General features: G+C 57.9%; 23 protein-coding genes and 3 tRNA genes. 11 read left to right on the forward strand and 15 right to left on the reverse strand.

All coding sequences use genetic code 11. The annotated features are described in order from the left end of the window. Window positions 1-51: 51 nt before the first annotated feature. Both mdoH and AC6BYQ_RS13375 read right to left on the reverse strand, forming a co-directional pair. On the reverse strand, window positions 52-2,610 hold the full coding sequence (gene mdoH / locus AC6BYQ_RS13370) for a glucans biosynthesis glucosyltransferase MdoH (protein WP_025159952.1): 2,559 nt from the start codon (window positions 2,608-2,610) through the stop codon (window positions 52-54). Beyond that, a complete protein-coding gene (locus AC6BYQ_RS13375; protein WP_025159953.1) occupies window positions 2,603-4,171 on the reverse strand; it encodes a glucan biosynthesis protein G in 1,569 nt (522 codons plus the stop codon). Before AC6BYQ_RS13375 ends, mdoH begins: the two co-directional genes overlap by 8 nt. Window positions 4,172-4,431: 260 nt before the next feature. Here AC6BYQ_RS13375 and mdoC point away from each other — a divergent pair, with 260 nt between their 5' ends. The 4 genes from mdoC (at window position 4,432) to AC6BYQ_RS13395 (ending at window position 8,465) form a co-directional block, all read left to right on the forward strand. Beyond that, on the forward strand, window positions 4,432-5,562 hold the full coding sequence (mdoC, locus tag AC6BYQ_RS13380) for a glucans biosynthesis protein MdoC (RefSeq protein ID WP_498057015.1): 1,131 nt from the start codon (window positions 4,432-4,434) through the stop codon (window positions 5,560-5,562). A 304-nt stretch (window positions 5,563-5,866) separates the two neighbouring features. Continuing rightward, a complete protein-coding gene (locus AC6BYQ_RS13385) occupies window positions 5,867-6,091 on the forward strand; it encodes a hypothetical protein (protein ID WP_019455874.1) in 225 nt (74 codons plus the stop codon). 283 nt (window positions 6,092-6,374) lie between these two features. Further along, window positions 6,375-8,096 (forward strand): potassium/proton antiporter, encoded by a 1,722-nt coding sequence (locus AC6BYQ_RS13390; protein ID WP_019455875.1) that lies wholly within the window; start codon window positions 6,375-6,377, stop codon window positions 8,094-8,096. Between the two features lie 240 nt (window positions 8,097-8,336). Next, a complete protein-coding gene (locus AC6BYQ_RS13395; protein WP_019455877.1) occupies window positions 8,337-8,465 on the forward strand; it encodes a hypothetical protein in 129 nt (42 codons plus the stop codon). Between the two features lie 62 nt (window positions 8,466-8,527). Here AC6BYQ_RS13395 and AC6BYQ_RS13400 read toward each other — a convergent pair whose 3' ends face one another. The 5 genes from AC6BYQ_RS13400 to cho form a co-directional block, all read right to left on the reverse strand. Next, window positions 8,528-8,659 carry a hypothetical protein gene (locus AC6BYQ_RS13400; protein ID WP_015377413.1) on the reverse strand — a complete coding sequence of 44 codons (132 nt, stop codon included), beginning with the start codon at window positions 8,657-8,659 and terminating at the stop codon, window positions 8,528-8,530. Window positions 8,660-8,728: 69 nt separating this feature from the next. Next, window positions 8,729-9,232 carry a YlaC family protein gene (locus AC6BYQ_RS13405; protein WP_015377412.1) on the reverse strand — a complete coding sequence of 168 codons (504 nt, stop codon included), beginning with the start codon at window positions 9,230-9,232 and terminating at the stop codon, window positions 8,729-8,731. Between the two features lie 123 nt (window positions 9,233-9,355). Continuing rightward, window positions 9,356-9,655: a sigma-S stabilization anti-adapter protein IraP gene (locus tag AC6BYQ_RS13410; protein ID WP_019455879.1), complete on the reverse strand. Its 300-nt coding sequence runs from the start codon at window positions 9,653-9,655 to the stop codon at window positions 9,356-9,358. Between the two features lie 186 nt (window positions 9,656-9,841). Beyond that, a tRNA-OTHER gene (locus tag AC6BYQ_RS13415) sits at window positions 9,842-9,938 on the reverse strand. Window positions 9,939-10,050: 112 nt separating this feature from the next. Then, a complete protein-coding gene (gene cho / locus AC6BYQ_RS13420; RefSeq protein ID WP_498057028.1) occupies window positions 10,051-10,899 on the reverse strand; it encodes an excinuclease Cho in 849 nt (282 codons plus the stop codon). Window positions 10,900-11,130: 231 nt separating this feature from the next. On the opposite strand from cho, the gene etsA reads away from it, so the two are divergent. From etsA to AC6BYQ_RS13450, 6 genes are all read left to right on the forward strand, one after another. Next, window positions 11,131-12,321 (forward strand): macrolide efflux RND transporter periplasmic adaptor subunit EtsA, encoded by a 1,191-nt coding sequence (gene etsA, locus AC6BYQ_RS13425; RefSeq protein ID WP_462933309.1) that lies wholly within the window; start codon window positions 11,131-11,133, stop codon window positions 12,319-12,321. Continuing rightward, window positions 12,318-14,255 (forward strand): ABC transporter permease, encoded by a 1,938-nt coding sequence (locus tag AC6BYQ_RS13430; protein ID WP_498057016.1) that lies wholly within the window; start codon window positions 12,318-12,320, stop codon window positions 14,253-14,255. The genes etsA and AC6BYQ_RS13430 overlap by 4 nt, the downstream gene beginning before the upstream one ends. Before the next feature lie 3 nt (window positions 14,256-14,258). Beyond that, window positions 14,259-15,626, forward strand: a complete 1,368-nt coding sequence (etsC, locus tag AC6BYQ_RS13435) for a macrolide efflux RND transporter outer membrane subunit EtsC (RefSeq protein ID WP_498057017.1) — start codon at window positions 14,259-14,261, stop codon at window positions 15,624-15,626. A 413-nt stretch (window positions 15,627-16,039) separates the two neighbouring features. Beyond that, on the forward strand, window positions 16,040-17,542 hold the full coding sequence (gene proP / locus AC6BYQ_RS13440) for a glycine betaine/L-proline transporter ProP (protein ID WP_004927916.1): 1,503 nt from the start codon (window positions 16,040-16,042) through the stop codon (window positions 17,540-17,542). A gap of 141 nt (window positions 17,543-17,683) precedes the next feature. After that, the gene (locus AC6BYQ_RS13445) at window positions 17,684-17,821 is read left to right on the forward strand and encodes a hypothetical protein (RefSeq protein ID WP_162215441.1); all 138 of its coding nucleotides are present in this window, start codon (window positions 17,684-17,686) and stop codon (window positions 17,819-17,821) included. Window positions 17,822-17,924: 103 nt separating this feature from the next. After that, window positions 17,925-18,194 (forward strand): hypothetical protein, encoded by a 270-nt coding sequence (locus AC6BYQ_RS13450; protein WP_019455885.1) that lies wholly within the window; start codon window positions 17,925-17,927, stop codon window positions 18,192-18,194. A gap of 67 nt (window positions 18,195-18,261) precedes the next feature. On the opposite strand, the gene AC6BYQ_RS13455 is transcribed toward AC6BYQ_RS13450, so the two are convergent. The 3 genes from AC6BYQ_RS13455 to AC6BYQ_RS13465 form a co-directional block, all read right to left on the reverse strand. Beyond that, window positions 18,262-18,813: a hypothetical protein gene (locus tag AC6BYQ_RS13455; RefSeq protein WP_498057018.1), complete on the reverse strand. Its 552-nt coding sequence runs from the start codon at window positions 18,811-18,813 to the stop codon at window positions 18,262-18,264. Further along, window positions 18,779-19,060 (reverse strand): hypothetical protein, encoded by a 282-nt coding sequence (locus tag AC6BYQ_RS13460; RefSeq protein ID WP_071892059.1) that lies wholly within the window; start codon window positions 19,058-19,060, stop codon window positions 18,779-18,781. Before AC6BYQ_RS13460 ends, AC6BYQ_RS13455 begins: the two co-directional genes overlap by 35 nt. Window positions 19,061-19,202: 142 nt before the next feature. After that, window positions 19,203-19,655 (reverse strand): PaaI family thioesterase, encoded by a 453-nt coding sequence (locus AC6BYQ_RS13465; protein ID WP_019455888.1) that lies wholly within the window; start codon window positions 19,653-19,655, stop codon window positions 19,203-19,205. Window positions 19,656-19,891: 236 nt separating this feature from the next. On the opposite strand from AC6BYQ_RS13465, the gene AC6BYQ_RS13470 reads away from it, so the two are divergent. Then, entirely contained in the window at window positions 19,892-21,232 is a 1,341-nt protein-coding gene (locus tag AC6BYQ_RS13470) for an anaerobic C4-dicarboxylate transporter (protein WP_019455908.1), read from the forward strand. A 158-nt stretch (window positions 21,233-21,390) separates the two neighbouring features. Here the strand turns inward: AC6BYQ_RS13470 and AC6BYQ_RS13475 are convergent. The 5 genes from AC6BYQ_RS13475 to AC6BYQ_RS13495 all read right to left on the reverse strand — a co-directional run bounded on the left by AC6BYQ_RS13475 (window position 21,391) and on the right by AC6BYQ_RS13495 (window position 23,731). Next, a tRNA-Leu gene (locus AC6BYQ_RS13475) sits at window positions 21,391-21,476 on the reverse strand. Between the two features lie 10 nt (window positions 21,477-21,486). Further along, window positions 21,487-21,560, reverse strand: a tRNA-Cys gene (locus tag AC6BYQ_RS13480). A gap of 341 nt (window positions 21,561-21,901) precedes the next feature. Beyond that, window positions 21,902-22,261 (reverse strand): hypothetical protein, encoded by a 360-nt coding sequence (locus AC6BYQ_RS13485; protein WP_498057019.1) that lies wholly within the window; start codon window positions 22,259-22,261, stop codon window positions 21,902-21,904. 175 nt (window positions 22,262-22,436) lie between these two features. Beyond that, a complete protein-coding gene (locus AC6BYQ_RS13490; RefSeq protein WP_154746916.1) occupies window positions 22,437-22,772 on the reverse strand; it encodes a TfoX/Sxy family protein in 336 nt (111 codons plus the stop codon). 83 nt (window positions 22,773-22,855) lie between these two features. Beyond that, the gene (locus tag AC6BYQ_RS13495) at window positions 22,856-23,731 is read right to left on the reverse strand and encodes an alpha/beta hydrolase family protein (RefSeq protein WP_154746915.1); all 876 of its coding nucleotides are present in this window, start codon (window positions 23,729-23,731) and stop codon (window positions 22,856-22,858) included. Window positions 23,732-24,033 lie beyond the last annotated feature (302 nt).

The following is a 24,033-nucleotide window of genomic DNA, read 5'->3' on the forward strand; positions in this document are numbered from 1 at the left end:
AAACGGGGAACGCGCGATGCGCATTCCCCGTCGAGCGTTGCCGTTTAGCGGTTAACGCCGGCCCGTTGGGTGCGCCAGCGGGTTATGCGGCAACTGCTGATAGTGCTCACGCCAGGCGGCGCCTTCCGGCAGCAGCCAGACGCGCTGGTGCAGACGAGCCAGGGTGACCGGATCGCTCAACAGCTCCAGACGTTTGCCCTTCACCAGCTTCTCCGGCCCCAGCTGCAGCGCTTCGTTCACCCGCTCTTCGCGGTTGCGATCGAGCGTGGCGCGCAGATGGTGACGCGCCGTCGCCAGCGCTGTCGCCAGCGCGTTGAAGGACGGGTTGACCACCGCGTGCATAAAGCCGTTGGTCAGCGCACGGTTGCGGTTGAGATGCAGGTACTCTTCCGTCGCCAGCAGCTCACGCGGCGGATTGTACTCTTCCGGGATCAGGAACAGCTTGGCGCGTTTGCTTTTCATGCCCAGCGTCGCGCGGCTCGACAGCACCGACACGAACGGCGACAGGATCAGCGAGAACACGATCGGCGACAGCCACCACAGGAAGCGCAGATCCAGCCACGCCATGCCGCCGGCCCATACCAGGCCCAGCAACATCTGCGAACCATGGCGGCGGAACGCTTCGCCCCACGGCGTATCGTCATCGTCACGCTGCGGCGAATTCCACACCACCTCCCAACCAAGGAAAGCGCTCACCACGAACACGGTATGGAACAGCATGCGCACCGGCGCCAGCAGCACCGAGAACAGCATTTCCATCAGCATCGAAATGAACAGACGGAACGCCCCGCCGTACTCTTTCGCACCCTTGGCCCAGATCAGCACAATGCTGAGCAGCTTCGGCAGGAACAGCAGCACCAGCGTGGTGGAGAACAGCGCTATCGCCAGCTCCGGCCGCCACTGCGGCCAAACCGGGAACAGCTGCCGCGGCTGCAGGAAGTATTGCGGCTCCATCAGCGTGTGCACCACCTGCAACGCGGTGGAGAGCGCCAGGAACATGAACCACAGCGGCGCCGACAGGTAGGACATCACGCCGGTGAGGAACACCGCCCGGTGCACCGGGTGCATGCCTTTCACCAGGAACAGGCGGAAGTTCATCAGGTTGCCGTGGCACCAGCGACGGTCGCGCTTCAGCTCATCCAGCAGGTTCGGCGGCAGCTCTTCGTAACTGCCCGGCAGATCGTAAGCGATCCACACGCCCCAACCGGCGCGGCGCATCAGCGCGGCTTCAACGAAGTCGTGCGACAAGATAGAACCGGCGAAAGAGCCCTCGCCCGGCAGCGGCGCCAGCGCACAGTGCTCGATAAACGGCTTCACGCGGATGATGGCGTTATGGCCCCAATAGTGCGACTCGCCCAACTGCCAGAAATGCAGACCGGCGGTAAACAGCGGCCCGTAAACGCGGGTGGCGAACTGCTGCACGCGCGCATACAGGGTATCCATACCGGACGCCTTCGGCGCGGACTGGATGATGCCGGCGTTCGGGTTGGCTTCCATCAGGCGCACCAGCCCGGTGAGGCATTCGCCGCTCATCACGCTGTCGGCGTCCAGGATCACCATGTAGCTGTACTCGCCGCCCCAGCGACGGCAGAAGTCGTCGATGTTGCCGCTCTTGCGTTTTACGCGGCGGCGGCGGCGGCGATAGAAGATACGGCCGTGGCCGTCGACATCGCGACACAGTTCCATCCACGCCTTTTGCTCGGCCACGCAAATGTCCGGATCGTAGCTGTCGCTCAGCACGTAGATATCGAAGTGTTCCAGCTGACCGGTGGCGGCGACGGACTCATAGGTCGCACGCAGACCGGCGAACACGCGCTCGACGTCTTCGTTGCAGATCGGCATGATCAGCGCGGTGCGGTGCGCCGGGTTGATCGGCTCATCACCCTTGATGGTGGAGGAAATGCTGTATTTGTCTTTGCCGATCAGCAGTTGCAGGAAGCCCATCAGCGCGGTCCAGAAACCGGCCGAGACCCAGCAGAAAAGCACGGCGAACAGGATCAGAATGCCGGTCTGCAGCACATACGGCAGCAGCTGCAGCACCGACTGCATCAGGTCCTGATCCAGCATGGCGATAGGATCGATCAGCGCCCAGCCCTGATAAGGCAGGATGGTTTTCATGTACCAGGTGGCGATGCCGGTCTGCACCAGCATCAGCACCAGCAGCACATAGCGGCGCATCGAACCGACGACACGCCAGCGGTTCTCGGCCTCGGCCTCCTCTTTGGTGGCGTGCCGATTGTGCGGCGAACGCCCCAGCAGAGAATCCCAGAAGCGCGCCACCGGGTTGGTGCGCCAGGCTTCCGGGAACATGGTGGTGCGTTTGATCGGCGGCGTCGCTTTCAGAATGGCGCGCCCTTCGGCGTCGGTATCGAAGTCGTCATCGCTGACCGCATCCGGCCAGGCGCTTTCGATGCGCGGTTTGACCGAGGCCAGCGCCACGTCATCCGCCGACAGGCTATTGACGTTGGCGTCGGCGGCGCCCATCTGCCGATGGAGCGCCTCCAGTGCCTGAGCGTCATCCGCCGTTTGAGGGGTGAGCGCCTCCGACCGCTCAGCGGTCAGAGGCAGCGCCGCAAGATAATCCTGGGCGGGTTGAGTAGGCTTATTCATTGGCAGGTAGCTGATAGCTCCAGGTTTCCGACAGAGTCTTATCGCCATTGACCAGCGCCGCGCGCATTTCTACCGGTTTTTTGTCGTCTTTCACTTTCAGACGCACCGTCAGGCGCCAGCCTTTGGTCACTGGGTTATAGCGGACGTTGTTTTCTACCATTTCACCGTTGTCGCCGATGCTGATCTGAGAAGCGACCGGCGTGTTGGCGTCCAGCCCTTTCAGCACCGGGCCGACGAAGTCGACCAGGAAGGCCACGCTGCCGTCAGGCTCGCGAATCAGGTTCGACTGCTTCACGTCGCCGGTCGAACGCATGGTGCGCGCCACATAAGCGATGTCTTGCGAATGCAGTTTATCTTCATCGCGGGTGAAGTTCAGACGGTAGCTCAGCGTCAGCGGTTTTTTGGCTTCCGGCAAGGTGTCCGGCGTCCAGAATGCGACGATGTTGTCGTTGGTTTCATCCGCCGTCGGGATCTCCACCAGCTCGACCTTGCCTTTACCCCAGTCGCCCTTCGGTTCGATCCAGGCGCTCGGGCGCAGATCGTAACGATCGTCCAGATCTTCGTAATCCTTGAAGTTGCGGCCGCGCTGCAGCAGGCCGAAGCCTTTCGGATTCTCGACGGTATAGGTGCTGACGGACAGGTGTTTAGGATTGTTCAGCGGGCGCCAGATCCACTCGCCGTTGCCGGCGTGGATGGACAGGCCGTTGGAATCGTGCAGCGCCGGGCGGTAGTTCAGCGTCGGCGACGGCTGGTTCGGCCCGAACAGGTACATGCTGGTCAGCGGCGCCAGGCCCAGTTTGCCCACTTTGTCGCGCAGGAACACTTTGGACTCGACGTCCACGGTGGTATCGCGACCCGGGATCACCGTGAAACGGTAAGCGCCGGTAGCGCGCGGGGAATCCAGCAGCGCGTAGATCACCAGGTGTTTGTCGCCCTGCTTCGGACGCTCAACCCAGAATTCGCGGAAACGCGGGAACTCTTCGCCGGACGGCAAAGCGGTATCGATAGCCAGGCCGCGAGCGGAAAGCCCGTAAACCTGCCCTTTACCCACCACGCGGAAATAGCTCGCGCCCAGCAGGCTCATGATCTCATCGTTTTTGTCGGCGCTGTTGATCGGGTAGATCACCTTAAAGCCGGCAAAGCCGAGGTTCTTCACCGATTCAGGATCGTGCTTGACCGAACCGAAATTGAAGTAATCCGGGCTGTATTTGATCTGTTTTACGCTGGTGGAGGTGACCTCGTTGATTTTCACCGGCGTATCGAAGTACATCCCCTGATGATAAAACTCAAGCTTGAAAGGGGTTTTCAGCTTGCTCCAATAGGCTTTATCGTGATTGAACTGAATCTGCTGATAGTCTGCGAACTTCATCTCGCGGAACTGAGAAGGAAGGTTGCTCTTCGGGGCTTCGAAACCTTTCGCAGCCAGATCCTGCGCCTGCTTGGCCACATCATCAATAGAAAAGGCCCACGCCGGCGCACTGAACAGCGTGAACAATACGGTGGCACCTAACCAACGAACGCTCGCGGCGCGTGGTTGTCCGGATAATATATTAACTAGCACATCCCCCCCTATTCGTGTGCTCAAATCATTTTAAATCCATATTAATGGATTACTCAGCTTTCCGACAACATGATAAATGGATGGTTCATGTTTACGGCTCATTGTTTAAGCAGCTGATGGAGCACCAGCGTAGCAAGCCGCGCAACAAGACGCTATGGAAAAATGCGGGGGGCTATAGTAGGGTTTCGGATAACAATTTAACCTTTGACGACTTATTAAGCGTGTTAATGAGCACCCGATTAAATCACCAGCGGTAATCTATGACTAAAGGCAGCAAACAGCGCGAGTTTTTCCTCGATTCGATCCGAGCCTATTTGATGTTGCTCGGCATTCCGTTTCACCTCTCCCTGATTTATTCCAGCCATGCCTGGGCGGTGAACAGCGCGTCGCCCTCCTTCTCGCTCACGGTGCTGAACGACTTCATCCACGCCTTCCGCATGCAGGTGTTCTTCGTGATATCCGGCTACTTCTCCTACATGCTTTACGAACGCTACGAGCGGCATCAGTGGCTGAAGGTCAGGCTGGAACGGGTGGCGATCCCGCTGCTGAGTTCCATCCCGCTAATAACGGTACCGCAGTTCTTTATGCTGAAATATTTCACCGATAAATTAAATGGCTGGGATACGTTTTCTCTCTATCAGAAAATAAATGTAACAGTTTGGGAATTGGTTTCTCATCTGTGGTTCTTATTGACGTTATCACTGTTAACCTGCGCCTGTTTTTATCTGTTCCGTAAAATCAAGCGTCAAACCCGTGAGCATATCCCAGCCTTAATAAATAGAATGCGGGGATTAGGAAACATCTCACTGTGTTTCTTTATTTATGCGGTATGCTATTCGGCCGCGCACCGTATTATTTTGATTTTCGCGCCGCAGCTATTATCCAACGGCCTGTTCAATTTCGTGGTGATGGAGACGATGTTCTACCTGCCGTTCTTCATCCTCGGCGCCTATGCGTTTAAGTACGTGTGGCTTAAGGAGATTTTCTTGCGCCGTTCGCCGCTGGCGCTGCTCGGTTCGCTGCTGCTGTTTATCGCGTATATGCTGAACCAGAAACTGCTGGCGCACAGCAGCTATATGTTCGAACTGGAAGTGGTGATCAAAACCCTAATGGGGATTCTGATGACCAATGTGGTGTTCTCTTTCGGGCATAACCTGCTGAATTATCACTCGCCGCGCATCACCTATCTGGTCAACGCCTCGCTGTTTATATATCTGGTGCACCATCCTCTGACGCTGATATATGGCGCCTTCGTGACGCCTTATATCGGCAACAATCTGTTGGGATTCTTGTTGGGCCTGCTGTTTGTGTTCACGCTGGCCTTCGCTTTATATGAACTGCATAAGCGTATTCCGGTGCTGCGTTTCCTGTTCTCCGGCAAGCCGCAATAACCTTCCCTCCCTGTAAACCCGATCGTTTGCAGGGATTTCCTGTCATATTTACGCCGCGTAAAAAGCCTATACTGGTGGTTTGCATGCAGAGCACACATTGCTCAGCCTGGCGTCGACCGTTAAGGCAAAGTGATACGGCTGCATAGATAACCTAGGCGTTATAACTGCAATGCATAAGTAGAAATCCGGATCCCTGCCTTACGGTAGCGATTGGGCTCAACACCCCCGAGGGGCTGCGCGACCGCTTGATATATTCGATGGCGCTAGCTGTTTCTCCCTTCCGTCACGACAGAGAGGATTTTGAATGACCGATAAAACCCCACCGGCTGAGGAAGCCGTAGCGGAAAACGCCACCTTGCTGAAGATCCTCGGCCGGCTGCTGTCCGCGCTGGACGCTTCGATCAGCGGCAAAGAACGCAGCGTTTTGGTAACTGAACTCGCCAACTTCAATCTCGACGGCATTTCCGAAACGGAAAGCAAGCTGGCGACCGAGCTAATCAAGCGGGCGCTGGAATCGCTCGACCATTAACCCTGCCGCGCCTGCAAACCATTAAGCCTGCCTGCGCGGGCTTAATGGTTTTTCCCTCAGCCACGATCGGGCATTGTTGCCAAAGCAGAAATACAGCAGACTGATAATGTTGGATAAAAGGCAGCATTCTCCCTCTTCCCCTCACTTTCTTCGGTTAATCGCACCAAAGGGCAATAATTGATCGGTTGTTTTCGCAATCAGCCTTGGCGTTTTACCCACTAAACACGTTATCATCGACACCAGCGCAGTGCCCCCTATCCCCCAGCCTCAGGAGAGCGATATTTTGGATGCCAGCACCATTAACAGTTTGTTCGTCATCGGTGCCGTGCTGGTGGGGGCAAGCATTCTGCTCAGCTCATTTTCTTCCCGGCTCGGCATTCCGATCCTGGTGATCTTCCTGGCGATCGGCATGCTGGCCGGCGTCGACGGGCCAGGCGGTATCGTCTTCAGCAATTACCCGGTCGCTTATCTGGTCAGTAACCTCGCGTTGGCGGTGATCCTGCTCGACGGCGGCATGCGCACCCGGGTCAGCTCTTTCCGCGTCGCCCTGTGGCCGGCGCTCTCTCTCGCCACCATTGGCGTGGTGATCACCGCCGGCCTGACCGGCATGGCCGCCGCCTGGCTGTTCAATCTCGATCTGCTGCAGGGGTTGCTGATCGGCGCCATCATCGGTTCCACCGACGCCGCTGCAGTCTTCTCGCTCCTCGGCGGCAAAGGCTTGAACGAACGCGTTAGCGCCACGCTGGAGATCGAATCCGGCAGCAACGATCCGATGGCGGTATTTCTCACTATCACGCTGATTGCGATGATCGCCGCCGGGGAAACCGCGCTAAGCTGGACCTTCCCGCTGCATCTGATGCAGCAGTTCGGCATGGGCATCGTCTTCGGTTTGGGCGGCGGCTGGCTGCTGCTGACGCTGATCAACCACATCAAGCTGGCCGACGGCCTCTATCCGTTGCTAGCGGTGAGCGGCGGCATTCTCATTTTCGCGCTGACCACCGCGCTGGACGGCAGCGGCATTCTGGCGGTGTACCTGTGCGGCCTGCTGCTGGGCAACCGGCCGATCCGCAACCGTCACGGCATCGTGCAAACCTTCGATGGCCTGGCGTGGCTCAGCCAGATCGGCATGTTCCTGGTGCTCGGCCTGCTGCTTAATCCACACGAGCTGCTGCCGATCGCCATCCCTGCCCTGCTGCTGTCGCTGTGGATGATCCTGTTCGCCCGCCCGCTGTCGGTGTTTATCGGCCTGCTGCCGTTTCGCAGCTTTACCCTGCGCGAGCGCGGCTTTATCTCCTGGGTTGGCCTGCGCGGCGCGGTGCCGGTGATCCTGGCGGTGTTCCCGATGATGGCCGGCTTGCCCAACGCCCAGCTGTTCTTCAACGTGGCGTTCTTCGTGGTGCTGGTCTCCCTGCTGCTGCAGGGCACCACGCTGTCTTTCGCCGCCAAAAAAGCCAAGGTGATCGTGCCGCCGGCGCTGACGCCGATCTCCCGCGTCGGGCTGGACGTGCACCCGGAAAACCAGTGGGAGCAGTTCGTCTATCAACTTTCGGCGGAAAACTGGTGCGTCGGCGCGGCGCTGCGCGAGCTGAAAATGCCGCCCAACACCCGCATCGCCGCCCTGTTCCGCGGCAAAGAACTGCTGCACCCGAGCGGCAGCACCCGGCTGCGAGAGAACGATATTCTGTGCGTTATCGGCCATGAGCACGATCTGCCGATCCTCGGCAAGCTGTTCAGCCAGGCGCCGGCCGTGACGCTCGATGAGCGGTTCTTCGGCGACTTTATCCTGCAGTCCGACGCCCGTTTGAGCGATATCTCGCAGGTCTATGGCCTCAATCTGCAAGACGACGTGGATGAGCAGCAGACGCTCGGCCAGTTTGTTATTCAATTGATCGGCGGTGAACCGGTCATCGGCGACCAGGTGGAATGGGACGGTCTGACCTGGACCATCGCCGAAATGGAAGGCAACCAAGTCAGCAAGATAGGCGTGCGGATCGTGACCGACTAACGCTGTAGCTCAGGCGCCGGCCTATCAGATGAGGGAACTTCTGGCCTTAAGAACGCTCTTAATCTCTATCACGATGTATGCAGTACGGCGCCGCCAAATTATATCCCTTTGATATAACGGCGCCGACAGGGATTAGGGATGTGAACGGCAAGACTCGATTTCTTTCGGTGATAATGATCATGGCGCTGGGCGTAGCAGCGCTCGACCTCGGCATCGCCGGTTTGGTCCATAGACTTTTAATTGGATAACTTCAACGTGACGCAGCGGGAACAAGAAAAAGACATTCTGGGGAAAATACTGGTGACGGTGTCCGCGCTTTGCCTGATTTTGGTGGCGGCGTTCCTGATCTGGGGATTCGTGCTGGATTGACGCCGCGCGATGCTCAGACATAAAAAAAACCGCCGCGGCGGTTTTTTTTATGGGGCAGGCGATCAGATCTTGCAGCCTTCGCAGTCCGCTTCGTCCTCGAGGAACTCAGGAACCTCTTTTACCTTCTGCGCCGCTTTTTCTTCGGCTTTCGCCAGTTCGGCATCGATATCAAAATCGAAAATATCATCGCTCATCGCTTGGTCCTTATTCTGCTTCACGTTCAAACGCTGAGTATAATCGACAAGCCGCCGGCCGGAAACCTTTCAGTTCGCCGCCGCCAGCTGAGACGGCTCATCCTGCGGCTTTTTTCCGTAGGCCATGTCATACACATCGTAGAAATCGATTTCGCCCTTGTTGCCGATGATGATTCGCATCTTCTGTTTCAGCGCGGCGCCGATGGACGGCTCATCCAGCAGCTGCTGCACCGCATAAGGCGACAGCGCGCGGGTGAAGTACCATTCGCCGTTGTAGCAAACCCGCAAATCCAGCACCCCGATGTCCTCGAAACGATACACCGGCCGAATCTCGATCAGCAGCATGGCGAACATGAACAGCACGAAGGCGGTGAAGCCCAGGAAGGCATACATCCCCATATACGGCACCTGATACATCACGGCGATCACCGCGAAGTAACCGGCGAACATGGCAAGGCACAAATAGCGGTGAGTGCGGGCGAATTCGCTGTTGAAACGCGGCTTGCCGTCGCGCCCCTCGCGCCGATTGATCTGTTCAATCTCTTTAACCAAGATGCTTTTAATCGCGTCCATCGTTACAACCTTATGCTGGAAACAGCATTGCCATCAAATCTCACCGCTAAAAGTAACACAAGTACAGTTTTGCCGGGTAGATCAGTTAGCCAACTTAATGACGGCAACTGTTATAGTTCGGCTTCAGCGCGGCTGAGCGGCTTTGCCTTGCGCAAACATGAACATGCGCTGGGCGACATCGTCGGCCTGTTTGATTTTTTGCTTTTGCGGTTCGTTGCTGCGTTGAATGGCGCGGGCGTAGGCGATTTCATGGGCCTGATCGATCATGGCGATGATCCGGTCACGTTCGGCCTTCTCCATATTGCCCAACATGGTGGTGATAATCGCCTGATAAGCGTTGGATGCGGCGGTCAGCGCTTTCTCCCTCGCCTCGAGGGCGGCGACGCGTTGCAAGAGCTCCTGCAGTTGCTCGGAGTGAGACATATCGACCTCCTGTTGCCGGGCAGACAGCCTGCCTGATTACAGTTTAGCAAAGGATCGGAAGAGAAAGAGGAAGGAAAGCCAGCGGTTACGGTAAAGCACACCCGAAAATCCCAACGAGGAGCCGATAGTGCAAATCAACCCGGGTGCGCTTTACGGTAAACGCGGTGAGGTGAAGGGAAAGAAAGCTGGCGCGCTATGCAGGACTCGAACCCGCGTCTATCAATTTTCAAGCCAAAACAAGCCATTATAAAACCAATCACTCTGCCAACTGAGTTAATAGCGCGTTCCTTCGCTTCGGGGCGACATTATCCATAACAACATTATGGACTCAAGCTTTTTTAGCATAATGTCATGCATTTACGGATAAGTCTTAGGTAATCGCTAGCGTTCCGGCATTAAGGCAGCGCAATAATCCGATAATCGCCACCGATGAGCGGCTTGCACAGAATCTTGTAGCCATCGCTGTCAAAGTGGCTGGCCGCGCTCTGCAGCAACTTCGCCTGCGCCAGGCTGCTGACCGATCCCAGATAAAACCAATTGTGGATAACATGGTACTGCCGCAGCGCCTCGCCCTGCTCCTCCAGCGCCACGCGCCCGGCGAACGGCCAACAGGCGATGCGCAACTGTTCAAGCGCCACGCTGAGCCGCAGAGCATGTTCCTGCGCCGACTCCACGCCACAGCAGGCGCCGGCGCACTTGCGCAGGCTGTAACGGAAACAGGTTCGCCCGGCGGGCAGCTTGTCGATCCCCAGCTTGCCGTAACACAATCGATGCTCGTCAGCGATGGCGCGCAGCTTTTCCAACGCGGCGTGGCGATTGGCGAACAGCCCGTAGAGATCGGGCGTGACGGCGAAATCAATCTCTTTGGCATGCGCTATCGTCACGTTCCCCGCCTGCAAACGCAGCGCACACAGCTGCTTCGAACGCCGCAGGCGTTTGTTGAACAGCGGCTGCTGCTGCTTGATCAACTGCGCCTCCAGCAGCAACGCCCCCAATTCGCCGGCGGTCTCGATAAAGCTGATGCGCCGGGTTTGACGCAGCATTTTAGCCTCGTCCTGCGCGCGAAAATGCGCCATCACCCGGCTGCGTACGTTGACGCTTTTGCCGATGTAAAGCGGCAGGCTTTCGCTCTGGCCATGGAACACATACACGCCCGGCCCCTTGGGCAACGACGCCAGGCAAGCGCGCAGGTGCTCCGGGTATTGGTAAATATCGAGTTCAGGCTCGAGGCGGTTCGGCATCATGGCGGCGGTGTCATCCTGCTGATGAATGAATACTGGTTTTTTACCCAGTATAACGCCCATCGCCGTCGGTTGCACACCCAACGGATAGTAACTCGCCGTGATCTTTAGCGAGAAAGCCTTTACTATCCCCTTTCCAGCGGGAAAGCGCCTGACGTTTAGCGCCAGTTCAAGCTGGCGCTGCCATGATGGCAGACTGGAACCGCCGCTTTTATCGTTATGGAAAACCTGGGTATGCCATCACTGAAACTCTCCTCCCGCCGCCTGGCGTTGGTCGCCGTCATCGTTTTCATCGCCGTCGCTGTCGCGTTGGCCATCTATTGGCAACGCCCGCCGCAACAGGATTACGTTACCGCACCGGCCCGGCTGGGCGATATCGAAAACGCCGTGCTGGCCACCGGGCGGCTGGACGCCGTCGAACGCGTCAACGTCGGTGCGCGAGTCTCCGGTGAGGTCAAATCGCTGAAGGTCAAACTGGGCGATCGCGTCACCAAAGGCCAGCCGATCGCCGACATCGACGACCTGCAACAGCGCAACGATCTGCGCAACGCCGAAGCGGCGCTAAACGTGATCAAAGCCGAGCTGCAGGCCAAACAGGCGCAGCTGAAACAGGCGGAATCACGTTTCAAACGCCAACGCCGCATGCTGAGCGACGAAGCCAGCTCGCGTGAAGACTTCGAAACCGCCGAAACCGCGCTCGCTACCACCCGCGCCGAACAGCTTTCGCTCAATGCGCGCCTGGTACAGGCGCAGATTGACGTCGACAAGAAAAAGATCGATCTGGGCTATACCCGCGTGGTCGCGCCGATGGACGGCATCGTCATCGCCGTGGTCACGCAACAGGGGCAAACGGTCAACTCCAGCCAAAGCGCGCCAACCATCGTCAAGCTGGCGCGGCTGGATATGATGACTATCAAGGCGCAGATCTCCGAAGCCGACATCACCCGCATTTCGCCAGGGCAAAAGGCATACTTCACGATTTTCTCCGATCCGGATAAACGCTACGACGCCACGCTGCGCACCATCGAACTGGCGCCGGAATCGGTGATGAAAGACGATTCGCTCGCCGGCACCAGCTCCGCGTCCGGCTCCGGCACCTCGAATGCGTCGGTCTATTACAACGCGCTGTTGGACGTACCTAACCCGGAAAATCGCCTGCGCATCGCCATGACCGCGCAGGTTTCCTTGCTGCTCGGCGAAGCGAAGAACGCCCTGCTGGTGCCGATCCAGGCGGTGCATAAAACCGAAGGGAAAGTGCAGCAGGTACAGGTGCTGACCCAAGACCAGCGGCTGGAAACGCGCGAAGTGACCACCGGCATCACCAACAACGTCGATATTCAGATCCTCAGCGGTCTGAAAGCCGGTGAGGCCGTGGTGCTGTCGCAGCCTGCCGCCAAATCGGCTGAGGATGGCTTCTTCCTGTGAACGCGATCATCGAGCTAAAAGGCATCAGCCGAACCTACACCAACGGCGGCCAGGCGCTGACGGTGTTGAAAGACATCGATCTGACCATCGCCGCCGGCGAACTGGTGGCGATCATCGGCGCCTCCGGTTCCGGCAAATCGACGCTGATGAACATCATGGGCTGTCTCGACGTGCCGGATCGCGGCGACTACTACATCAGCGGCCAGAACGCCGCCCATCTGTCGCCTGACGAGTTGGCCCGCTTGCGCCGCGAGCATATCGGCTTCATCTTCCAGCGCTATCACCTGATGCCCGATCTCAGCGCGCTGGGCAACGTCGAGATCCCGGCGATCTACGCCAATGACAGGCGCGATCAGCGGCGGCGGCGCGCAGCGCAGCTGCTGGCGCGGCTGGGCCTGGAGGGACGCGAAGACCATAAGCCTGGTCAACTTTCCGGCGGCCAGCAGCAGCGCGTCAGCATCGCCCGCTCGCTGATCAACGGCGGCGAGATCATTTTGGCGGACGAACCGACCGGCGCGCTGGACAGCCAATCCGGCCAGGAAGTGCTGGCGATCCTCAGCGAACTGAATCAGCGCGGCCACACCGTGGTGATCGTCACCCACGACATGAAAGTGGCGCAGCATGCACAGCGCGTCATCGAGCTGCGGGACGGCGAAATCATCGCTGACAGCGGCCGTCAGTCGGCGCCCGGTCCTTCGCTGCCGTCGCCGAACCGCAGCCGGCAAAGCGGCTGGCAAAGTCTTATCGACCGCACCCGCGAATCGCTGCATATGGCGCTGAAGGCGATGAATGCCCACCGCCTGCGCACCGCGCTGACCATGACCGGCATCATCTTCGGCATCGCCGCCGTGGTCACGGTCGTCGCGCTGGGCGAAGGCGCCAAGCAACGCACGCTGGAGAATATCAAAGGGCTCGGCACTAACGTGGTGAGCATCTATCCGGGGCGCGACTTCTTCGACGACGCCATCGACAGCATCCGCACCCTGGTGCCGGCCGACGCCGACGCCCTGGCGCAGCAAAGCTTCGTCGACAGCGTCAGCCCGGAAGTCAGCGCGTCCGACAGCATCCGTTTTCGCAGCAAATCCGCCACCGCGTCAATCACCGGTGTCGGGCGCGACTATTTCCGCGTCAACGGCATCACGCTGGTGCAAGGCACCACCTTCCGCGACGATCGCAACGCGCTGCAGGAAGTGATCATCGACGACAACGCGCGCCAGGCGCTGTTCGGCGACTTCGGCGTCGAGCCGCTCGGCCAGATCGTGTTTCTCGGCTCGGTGCCGGCGCGAGTGGTCGGCGTCGCCAAAAGCGAGCGCAACTACGCGCCCAACCGCATCAGCGTTTGGATGCCCTACAGTACGGTGATGTACCGCATGGTCGGCAAAACCACGCTCAGCGGCATCACCGTGCGGCTGAAGGATGACGTCGCCAGCGATGCCGCCGTCAGCGCCATCACGCAGTTGCTGACCCAGCGCCACGGCGTCAAGGATTTCATGACCTTCAACCGCGATCAGTTCCGTAAGTCGATCGAGCGCACCTCGATGACGCTCAGCCTGCTGATCCTGATGGTGGCCTCGATCTCGCTGGTGATCGGCAGCCTCGGCGTGATGAACATCATGTTGGTTTCGGTGACCGAACGCACCCACGAAATCGGCGTGCGCATGGCGGTCGGCGCGCGGCGCAGCGACATCATGCAACAGTTCATGATCGAAGCGGTGCTGGTCTGTCTGATCGGCGGCGCATTGGGCATTGCGCTGTCGCTCGCCGCCGGGTCGCTGTTCACCTCGCTGGCGGGCGGCATGTTCACCGCCATCTATTCCTGGCAGGCTGCCGCAACGGCGTTTTTCTGTTCAACCTTAATCGGCATGATCTTCGGTTATCTCCCCGCCCGCAAAGCGGCAAGGATGGATCCGGTCGTTTCATTGGCCAGCGAGTAACCCATGAAAATTTTATCCCCCCTGGCGCTAAGCCTCGCCGCCCTGCTCACCGCCGGCTGCGGCAATGCCCTGAAAAGCGACTACCAGGCACCGCAGGTCAACTACCCGGCGGGCTGGCAGCACGCGGCAGACAATGCCGCGCCGACGCCGTTCGACTGGCGTGATTTCCACGATCCCGAGCTCGATCGTTGGCTGCAACAGGTGATGGCGAGCAACAACGATTTGGCCCTCGCCGTGCTGCGCGTTTACCGCGCGCGGCTCGAAGCGGAACGCGTCGGCATCAGCACCGCGCCCAGCGTCAGCGCTTCGTTGACGAGCGGCATCAATCGCCCGCTGTCCGAATCCTCCGCCTGGAACAAAACCAGCGGCGCCTCTCTCTCTACGAGCTATGAAGTCGATCTGTGGGGCAAACTGGCGCGCCAGCGCGACGCCGCCGAGTGGGCCAGCCAAGCCTCCGAGCAGGATCTGCAGACGGCGCGCCTGACGCTGCTGGCCGACGCGGCCACCAATTACTGGCGCATCGGCTTCCTCAATCAGCAGATCGACGTCAGCCGGGCGAGCATCGCCTACGCCAAAGAAACCCTGCGGCTGGCCAACGCCCGCTACCGCGCCGGCAGCATCTCGGCGCTGGACGTGGTGAACGCGGAGCAAAGCTTGCTGACGCAGGAAAGCCGGCTGCTGGCATTGCAGCACGAACGCCAACAGGCGCTGAATGAACAGGCGGTGCTGCTGGGTGCGCCTTCAGGCCAGGCCACCATCGCCCCCGCACGTCTGCCGACGGCGGCGATGCCGCAGATCAACACCGGCATTCCCGCCAGCGTCTTGAGCCGCCGCCCGGACCTCAGCGCTAAAGAGCTGCGGTTGCGCGCCGCGCTGGCCAACGTCGACGAGAAACGGCTGCAATACTATCCCGCGTTCAGCCTGACCGGCTCGCTGGGTGCCAGCAGCAGTGCGCTACTGGAGTTCCTGCGCAACCCGACGGGCAGCCTCGGCGCCAGTCTGACGCTGCCGTTCCTGCAATGGCGGCAAATGGGCGTGGATATCAAGATCGCCCGCAACGACTATGAACAGCAGGTTCTGGCGTTCAAGCAGGCGCTGTACAAAGCGATGGGCGACGTGAACAACGCACTGTCATTGCGTACGCAGCTGCTGGCGCAGGAGACGCAGTTGCGGGCCTCATTGGCACTGGCGCGCAAATCGGAGCGGCTGAACGAGGTGCGCTACCGACAGGGCGCCGTCACCATTACCGACTGGCTCAACGCTCAGGAGCAACGTCGTCAGGCGGAACTGGCGGTAGACGAAAACCGCTTCGCGCAGTACCAGAATCTGGCGAAAATCTATCTGGAATTCGGCGGTTCGTCGGCGCCATAACCCAACCGGCCCGGCCATCGAGCCGGGCCTTTTTTGACGGCAAACACATCAATTTTTCCTGTTTTATCTCCCGAACTCTCTATACTTGAAGCATCGTCAATCAGACGAAAAATCGCCAAATCGCGCAATTATTAGACCAATCTCGCACCAAATCGGTGCAAACACTTAAGTTAAACTGCTGGATTTGATCGCCGCAAGATATAACGTTAAGCTATAGATGCAAAATAATTAGTCACCTAAATGACATAACATCGGCATAAGCGAGGTTATTTTGCGATCCACATCACAACTTAAATGTGGATAATGGATCGTCTTGAATCGCGATTCTATTAGCCGATTTGATAACTCGAAAACAACAGTGAACGGAGATTACGCTTTCACGAACAACGAATAATTCATTAAGGGATGATTATATGAAGTTAAGAAAAAAACGACATAAACCGATGCACATTAACGACATCACCATCATCGATGACAGCAAACTCAAGAAGGCGATCACCGCGGCGGCCCTGGGCAACGCGATGGAGTGGTTCGACTTCGGCGTATACGGCTTTGTCGCCTATGCGCTTGGCCAGGTCTTCTTCCCCGGCGCCTCTCCCGGCGTACAAATGATCGCCGCGCTGGCGACCTTCTCCGTGCCCTTCCTGGTGCGTCCGCTCGGTGGTCTGTTCTTCGGCGCCATGGGCGACAAGTTCGGCCGGCAAAAAGTTCTCTCGGTCACCATTATCATCATGGCGGTCAGCACCTTCTGTATCGGCCTGATCCCGTCCTATGCGTCGATCGGCATCTGGGCACCGATCCTGCTGCTGCTGGCCAAGCTGGCACAGGGCTTCTCCGTCGGCGGTGAATATTCCGGTGCGGCGATCTTCGTCGCCGAGTACTCGCCGGACCGCAAACGCGGCTTTATGGGCAGCTGGCTGGACTTCGGCTCCATCGCCGGCTTTGTGATGGGTGCCGGCGTGGTGGTGCTGATCTCCAGCATCGTCGGTGAAGCCAACTTTCTCGACTGGGGCTGGCGTATCCCGTTCTTCATCGCCGCACCGCTGGGCCTGATCGGTCTCTATCTGCGCCATGCGCTGGAAGAAACCCCGGCGTTCCAGCAGCACGTGGACAAGATGGAGAAAGAGGACCGCAACGCCATCGAAAATCCGCCGAAAACCTCGTTCAAAGAGATCGCGGCCAAACATTGGAAAAGTTTGCTGGTGTGTGTCGGTATCGTGATCTCCACCAACGTGACCTATTACATGCTGCTGACCTACATGCCGAGCTACCTGTCGCATAACCTGCACTACTCGGAAGATCACGGCGTTCTGATCATTATCGCCATCATGATCGGCATGCTGTTCGTACAGCCGGTGATCGGCCTGACCAGCGACCGCATCGGCCGCAAGCCGTTCATTATCGGCGGCAGTATCGGCCTGTTGGCGCTGGCGATCCCGTGCTTCATTCTGATCAACAGCAACGTGATTGGCCTGATCTTCGTCGGCCTGCTGGTGCTGGCGGTGCTGCTCAACTCCTTCACCGGGGTGATGGCGTCCATTCTGCCGGCGATGTTCCCAACGCACATCCGCTACAGCGCGCTGGCGATTTCGTTCAACATTTCGGTGCTGATCGCCGGTGCAACGCCAACCGCCGCCGCCTGGCTGGTGGAGGCGACCGGCAACCTGTACATGCCGGCCTACTACCTGATGGTTGTGGCGGTGATCGGTCTTATCACCGGTCTGTACATGAAAGAAACTGCTAACAAGCCACTACGCGGCGCGACGCCGGCGGCATCTGACCGTACCGAAGCGAAAGAGCTGCTGCAGGAGACCTACGACAACATCGAACAGAAAGTCGAGGACATCAACGCGCAGATCGCCGAACTGGAAAAGAAAAAGCAGATCCTGATCGACCAGCATCCCAAGCTGGACTGATCGGCGCTGAAAGGCAAAAGCCACCCGCTTGGGTGGCTTTTTTACATGGGTTTCACGCGAAACAATGCGCAGCGCATTTTATGACAATCAGGATTGATGATACGCTTTGAACCACACTCTTTATTGATGAAGCACCTGATCATGAGCAAGATGGATCTTCCCGTCATCATTGGCATCCTGGTTATGCTAACCCTGTGGCTCGGCGCACTGTTCAACATCGGCGATATCACCTTCACCATTTCTCGTCTGTTTCACTGGATTGAAAGCCAACGAGGATAGCCTGCGTACGCGGCAACACGGGCGATGAGCAAACATCGACTATGATTGAAAGACGTTACCGTCATTTTCCGAGACTGTCGCTCGCGATAAAGAGGACCGCATCATGACCGACTATGTATTCTACAATCAGATCCTGACCCGGCTGGCCGCCAATCACCCCGGCACGCTGGATGAAAAAACCTACGAGCTGTGGAAGCAAGACGCCACCAGCCCGCACGCCTTCGCCGATCCCTTCGCCTATCTCAAAACCAAGGGGCTGATACAGGCCTATGTAATGAGCGATATCGACGAGAACAACTATGACATCGATCCGCATCAAACGCGGATCACCGCCGCTGGTCTCGAGTTCATTCGCAACGGTGGTTTCAAATAAGGGCGATGGTCACCAATAAAAAACCGCCGGACGGCGGTTTTTTATTTCGGGCAGCATGCTGGCCGGGTCAGGCGGGGAAAGGCCGATAAAAAATGCGCAGCACTTCGTTGTCGCCCTGGCGTAAAAAGCCGCCTTGCGGCTGCCAGCGCAGATCGCGCGCCAGGTTGAGATTTTCCCAGCCGACCGCGCCGCCCACGCCGATGCAAAGATTTTTATTGCCTGCGGCAAAGCCCGCACCGGTGCCGATCATCGCATGCAGCAAACGGGGAGCCGCCGCGTCGCGCAGGGAGAATATGCCGATAAAGCAGCCCTGCGGAGCGCGCAGCATCTCTGCACTGGTGCGGATCTCGGTATCTTCCGGGCTGACGAAATGTTTGTATTGTTTATCGAATACCGTCAGCCACAGCTGCTTATATTTCGCCTTGCTGAGCGCCCCGGAGCGATAGGCGCAAAGCACGACCGCATCCCAACATATCTCCCCGCTCAACGAGAAGTATTCATCCGTATTTGCCTGCGGCTGAGCCGCGTAATGTCGTGCGAATTCGGCCGCATTCAGATGCGGCGGCACAGCCTGTTTGGCAACCTCACTCTTGTAACGCTTGAAATTCAACCAATGCATGGGAAGCATCCTCTCCGCCTGTCGGATGAGTCAATCCACAACGGTGGATCAAACGAGCCATCAAATCCAGAGCGTCGTCGGCGATAGCGGTTTCCTCATCATTCAACCCCTGCGCCACCGACCGCTCGATGGCGCCCATAACTGTCGGCGCGCTGGTTTCTTCCCCCTGCGCCACCACGTCCAATACGGCCCTGCCGATCGCCAGACAAAGCTCATGATCAAACTCAACCTCTTTATGCGGCTGCATACTCACTCCGATAAAATTTTTACCCAAGAATACTAGACCACAATGACGCATCGCGCCCGCCATTGCGCCACCGAGTGATATGCAGCCGAAGAGAAAGGCATCAGGCCCCGGATGATTAATCCCGGGCCTGATAAGCGACAGGTTATTGCGGCGCTTGCCCGGTAGGGCGAATGATAAAGCAAGTGGCGGTTGCCGAAGCCAACAGCTTCCCTTCCGTCGTTTTAAGCGTGCCTTCAGCGAACGCGACATTCTTCGATGTGTAGACCAGGCGCCCCTCGGCGATCAGATCAATTCCCTTCGGCACAGGGCGCAACATTTTAACCTGCAGATCGACAGTGCCATAGCCAATCCCCGCAGCCAGCGTGCTGTGCACCGCGCAACCGGTCACCGAATCCAGAACCGTGGCGGCGAAGCCGCCATGAACGCCTCCCAGCGGATTCAGGTGACGTTCGTCAGCCCGCGCCACGATGCGGATATAGCCCTCTTCAACCGCATCCGGTTTCATGGGCACCGTTTCAGCGATTGAAGCCGGTGGGATCTTGCCGGCCATCGCAGCCTGTAATAACGCCAATCCTGTCATTTTGGTCGGATCCATAGTTTTCTCCTCTGGTGGTAAACCCGTCATATAGGAGAGGTCTGACCTGTTGGCTTGCTTTTTCGTGCTGATGACGTCAGTCAGCCGCGTTTCCGATGCTCGAATGTGACCGCTATCACTCTTTAGGGTTAATAACCACAATTTATTCATGACTATAGATTTAAAACAACTTTCTGCTGTAAGCGCCGCCGGAAACTGAACGCAGTTAAGTTCAACATTATTAAGGCGCATCTATCATGGATTTCTTTCTGCAATTAGCGGTTATATTGGCATGCCTGCTGTATGGGGCGCGTAAGGGCGGCATCGCGCTGGGGTTGCTGGGCGGTATCGGTTTGATGATTCTGGTGTTCGGCTTTCACCTGCAGCCCGGCAAACCGCCGGTAGACGTGATGCTGGTGATCATTGCGGTGGTGGCGGCTTCCGCCACCCTGCAGGCCTCGGGCGGATTGGACGTCATGCTGCAAATAGCCGAACGGATGCTGCGGCGTAACCCGCGCTATGTTTCGATCATTGCACCGTTCGTCACCTGCATTCTCACTATCCTGTGCGGCACCGGGCATGTGGTGTACACCATCTTGCCTATCATCTATGACGTGGCGATCAAAAATAATATCCGCCCGGAACGGCCGATGGCCGCCAGTTCGATCGGCGCGCAGATGGGCATTATCGCCAGCCCGGTCTCGGTGGCGGTGGTCTCACTGGTGGCGATGCTCAGCAGCTACACCTTTAATGGCCGCCATCTGGAATTCCTCGATCTGCTGTCGATCACCATTCCCTCAACCCTGTGCGGCATTCTGGCGATCGGCATCTTCAGCTGGTTCCGCGGCAAAGACCTGGACAAAGATCCCGAGTTTCAAAAATTTATCTCGGTGCCGGAGAACCATCGCTACGTCTATGGCGACGCCGCCACCCTGCTGGATCGGGTGCTGCCGCGCAGCAACTGGATCGCCATGTGGATCTTCCTCGCCACCATCGCATTGGTGGCGGTGCTGGGAGCCTTTTCCGACCTGCGGCCCAACTTCGGCGGCAAACCGCTCTCCATGGTCCTGGTGATCCAGATGTGTATGCTGATGGCCGGGGCGCTGATCGTCATCATCACCCGCACCAATCCGGCGTCGATCTCTAAAAATGAAGTGTTCCGTTCCGGCATGATCGCCATCGTGGCGGTGTATGGCGTCGCCTGGATGGCAGAAACCATGTTTGGCGCCCATCTGGCGCAGATAGAGGCCACGCTGGGCGTGCTGGTGAAAGAGTACCCTTGGGCCTATGCGCTGATCCTGCTGCTGGTGTCGAAGTTCGTCAATTCACAGGCCGCCGCACTGGCGGCGCTGGTGCCGGTCGCGCTGGCGATCGGCGTCAACCCGGCCTATATCGTCGCTTCGGCGCCGGCCTGCTACGGCTATTACATTCTGCCGACCTACCCCAGCGATCTGGCGGCGATCCAATTTGACCGCTCCGGCACTACCCGTATCGGCCGCTTCGTGATCAACCACAGCTTTATTCTGCCCGGCCTGATCGGCGTCAGCGTCTCCTGCGTCTTCGGCTGGATCCTCGCCGCAGCGTTCGGTTTCTTATGAGTTGTACTTCGGAGCCCTGCGGGGCTCCGTGCAGGCAGGGTGGCAGCACGACAAGAAAGGATGCAGGTATAATGCGAATTTCAGGCACAAAAAAACCGCCTCTCGGCGGTCTACGACATTACTACTTATTGCTTTGATTATTCGGTATTTTTATTCCCTGGTACCCGGGGCGGGACTTGAACCCGCACAGCCATAAGCCGAGGGATTTTAAATCCCTTGTGTCTACCGATTTCACCACCCGGGCTCGGGAAAGTTGGAGGCGCGTTCCGGAGTCGAACCGGACTGGACGGATTTGCAATCCGCTACATAACCGCTTTGTTAACGCGCCTTTATTCTGTTTGCCTTTTCAGGCTAAAGCCGGTGAATCACCCGCTTCGTTTTATTCTTTTGGTCTGCGACGCTGAAACCGCTTAACCTAATCATCTGATTCTCAAGCGATTTGTTTCGTTACCGCCGAATCGATGGACTGCATTATGGACTAAACCCCCTACCTTGGCAACCCCTCGAAATAGCAAAAAGTTCTCTAACGCTTTCAACTGCTTATTTTGTGGGCGCACTGTTCACAATGCCGACGCAAAGGCAAGCGGAATGTTGATTTTATATGCATCGGCTCAGAAGTTCACGGGCAAATCGGCGATTTTTTCTCGTTCAGACTGTTGGGGAGCTTGTTTATTGCCATGGCGTACCGGGCAAAATATCCTGGTTAGAGGCTGCTCGCAATCTCCTGCGCCACCATAAAAAACCGGTGATTATCCCCGGCAAAACCGCAATCGCGCCAAAAATGCGCTGTTCGACATTCAGCAAACCGGGTGCAACGGCGGACAGCAGCGCGCATAACAGCAGAAACCATCGCAACCGGCTGATGCCAGGCTGGGCGATACCGACGATAGCCCCCACCAAGCATGCCGGCAAAAAACCAATCGCATAAGAAAAAGCCCCGATAAACCCCACCATGCCCAGTATATCTCCGGCTTCGAGACGGCCCATTTCCACCAGTTCGCCGCTGCCGAACGTCATCAGCAGCAACATGATAACGCCCCCTAACGGCGGTGTAATCAGACCGAAAAATAACATGCATGCCGCCGCCGTCCTCACCAGATGCCTTATAGCACCGGATTCCATACCGCCTCCTATGCGCGGCCCCAAGATACCGACAGTAATAGTGAATGGGTAGACTGCCGTGTAAAAGGTGGCTCCGCGCCATTCAATTGGATTTCTTCGATGCTTTTTTCTTGGGTACCGGCAACTGAGCGTAAGTCACAGAGACTAATTGGGAAAGCCAGGCGCTATCCTGCCAGCGCTCTTCAGGGATCAGAAAGCAAGGCTTTGCGCCAGGATAAGGCGCCGCCTCTAAACCTTCGTTCAGGAGCGTTTTGCCGCCCGCCGTCGGTTTGATAAACAATCGATCATCGCAGACCAGCGCGACCAGTTTCTCGCCGCAATAAATGCCATACTCACCGAACATCTTCTTTGCCGAAACCGTATCCGACACAGAAATATTGCCGATGATTAATTCTACCGTACTCGGTTTTGAGGCCATCGGGCTCCCTTCTTTCTATAGTGGTCCATCGCCAGCAGCGGCCAGCGCCCCGTGGACGCTCTTTCTCATACCGACATAACACTTCACTTTGCCGATAGCCCTGCGATCAATCGCGGCCAAAGCACAGCGTGGCTGCGCCTGAACATGTTGATATGCCCTATCGCCCGACCATCAGTCTCCGCCGGCTGCAGCAAGTGAACCCTATGCCGCGCATTGGGCAATAGCCGCAGCCAGTCTGCAATACTGCACTGCGTTACCAACACGTCATCGGCTGCGGCAACCACGGCGATCGGTGCCTGGAACGCTTCATAATAATGACGTTGGATTTCCGTACCAAATGAGTTTTCCACGTAGCCTGGCCGCCGACACCAAGCGGCCCATTGCCGTGCGACGCCGGCGGGCAGATCCTCCCCCCACCCCAACCACTTTGCCGGCGCGTAGCCGAGCAACCGTACCGAAAGCGGAATATAGCCCCACATCAAGCCTATCGCCGTCGCCCTGAACGGCCAACGGATATTGCCGATATAGCCGGAGGAGGCGGAGACCGCCGTCAGGCTGCGTACCGCTTGGTAGTTGGGCATCAACCCCACCAGCTGAGCGCCGGCGCTATGACCGATCACATGCGCCTGTTGCGCTGCGGTTTTCGCCAGCAGCCAGTTCAGCGCCGCCGGCATATCCCGTTCACCCCAATCCTGCTTGCGGGCTTTAGAGTGTCGGACATGCGATTCCGCCAGAGAAGCGCCGATGCTCCGGTAGTCGAACACCATAACCGGATGCCCCTGCTCGCTCAGCCACTGCGCGAAGGCATAATAAAACCCTTGCTTAACGCCGGTGGCGGGGCAAATCAGCACCGGCGTTTTATTACCGCATGGGGCAGGAAAGTAGCTGCCGCTCAGCGCATAGCCGTCCGCTGCGATAAAATGGATCGTTTCATACGCCGCGTGAGTTTCTTCCTGCATGGCGCTGCTCCCGGCATAGCCAAAATTCTGCCGCTCATTCTTTCACCGTTTAACGGGCGCAGCCAGCAGTATGAAGACAACGGGAGAGATAACGTGAGGAGGGTCAATAATCGATATGGGAAGATGAAGAAAGGTTTAGCGAACGGCGCTAAAAAAGAAAACGAAAAAGGGGCCGAAGCCCCTTTTCGCTTGCCTGCCGAATCACTGGGATTCAACAGGCCAATATTTGGAGCGGGAAACGAGGCTCGAACTCGCGACCTCAACCTTGGCAAGGTTGCGCTCTACCAACTGAGCTATTCCCG

This window comes from Serratia sp. LTN-2 (assembly GCF_059740205.1).

Bases quoted from the DNA above. Each gene is read 5' to 3' on its own strand.
- mdoH (WP_025159952.1), bottom strand. From the start codon at position 2,610: ATGAATAAGCCTACTCAACCCGCCCAGGATTATCTTGCGGCGCTGCCT.
- mdoC (WP_498057015.1), top strand. From the start codon at position 4,432: ATGACTAAAGGCAGCAAACAGCGCGAGTTTTTCCTCGATTCGATCCGA.
- AC6BYQ_RS13385 (WP_019455874.1), top strand. From the start codon at position 5,867: ATGACCGATAAAACCCCACCGGCTGAGGAAGCCGTAGCGGAAAACGCC.
- AC6BYQ_RS13400 (WP_015377413.1), bottom strand. From the start codon at position 8,659: ATGAGCGATGATATTTTCGATTTTGATATCGATGCCGAACTGGCGAAA.
- AC6BYQ_RS13405 (WP_015377412.1), bottom strand. From the start codon at position 9,232: ATGGACGCGATTAAAAGCATCTTGGTTAAAGAGATTGAACAGATCAAT.
- AC6BYQ_RS13410 (WP_019455879.1), bottom strand. From the start codon at position 9,655: ATGTCTCACTCCGAGCAACTGCAGGAGCTCTTGCAACGCGTCGCCGCC.
- cho (WP_498057028.1), bottom strand. From the start codon at position 10,899: ATGATGCCGAACCGCCTCGAGCCTGAACTCGATATTTACCAATACCCG.
- etsA (WP_462933309.1), top strand. From the start codon at position 11,131: ATGCCATCACTGAAACTCTCCTCCCGCCGCCTGGCGTTGGTCGCCGTC.
- etsC (WP_498057017.1), top strand. From the start codon at position 14,259: ATGAAAATTTTATCCCCCCTGGCGCTAAGCCTCGCCGCCCTGCTCACC.
- proP (WP_004927916.1), top strand. From the start codon at position 16,040: ATGAAGTTAAGAAAAAAACGACATAAACCGATGCACATTAACGACATC.
- AC6BYQ_RS13445 (WP_162215441.1), top strand. From the start codon at position 17,684: ATGAGCAAGATGGATCTTCCCGTCATCATTGGCATCCTGGTTATGCTA.
- AC6BYQ_RS13450 (WP_019455885.1), top strand. From the start codon at position 17,925: ATGACCGACTATGTATTCTACAATCAGATCCTGACCCGGCTGGCCGCC.
- AC6BYQ_RS13455 (WP_498057018.1), bottom strand. From the start codon at position 18,813: ATGCATTGGTTGAATTTCAAGCGTTACAAGAGTGAGGTTGCCAAACAG.
- AC6BYQ_RS13460 (WP_071892059.1), bottom strand. From the start codon at position 19,060: ATGCAGCCGCATAAAGAGGTTGAGTTTGATCATGAGCTTTGTCTGGCG.
- AC6BYQ_RS13465 (WP_019455888.1), bottom strand. From the start codon at position 19,655: ATGGATCCGACCAAAATGACAGGATTGGCGTTATTACAGGCTGCGATG.
- AC6BYQ_RS13470 (WP_019455908.1), top strand. From the start codon at position 19,892: ATGGATTTCTTTCTGCAATTAGCGGTTATATTGGCATGCCTGCTGTAT.
- AC6BYQ_RS13485 (WP_498057019.1), bottom strand. From the start codon at position 22,261: ATGTTGCTGCTGATGACGTTCGGCAGCGGCGAACTGGTGGAAATGGGC.
- AC6BYQ_RS13490 (WP_154746916.1), bottom strand. From the start codon at position 22,772: ATGGCCTCAAAACCGAGTACGGTAGAATTAATCATCGGCAATATTTCT.
- AC6BYQ_RS13495 (WP_154746915.1), bottom strand. From the start codon at position 23,731: ATGCAGGAAGAAACTCACGCGGCGTATGAAACGATCCATTTTATCGCA.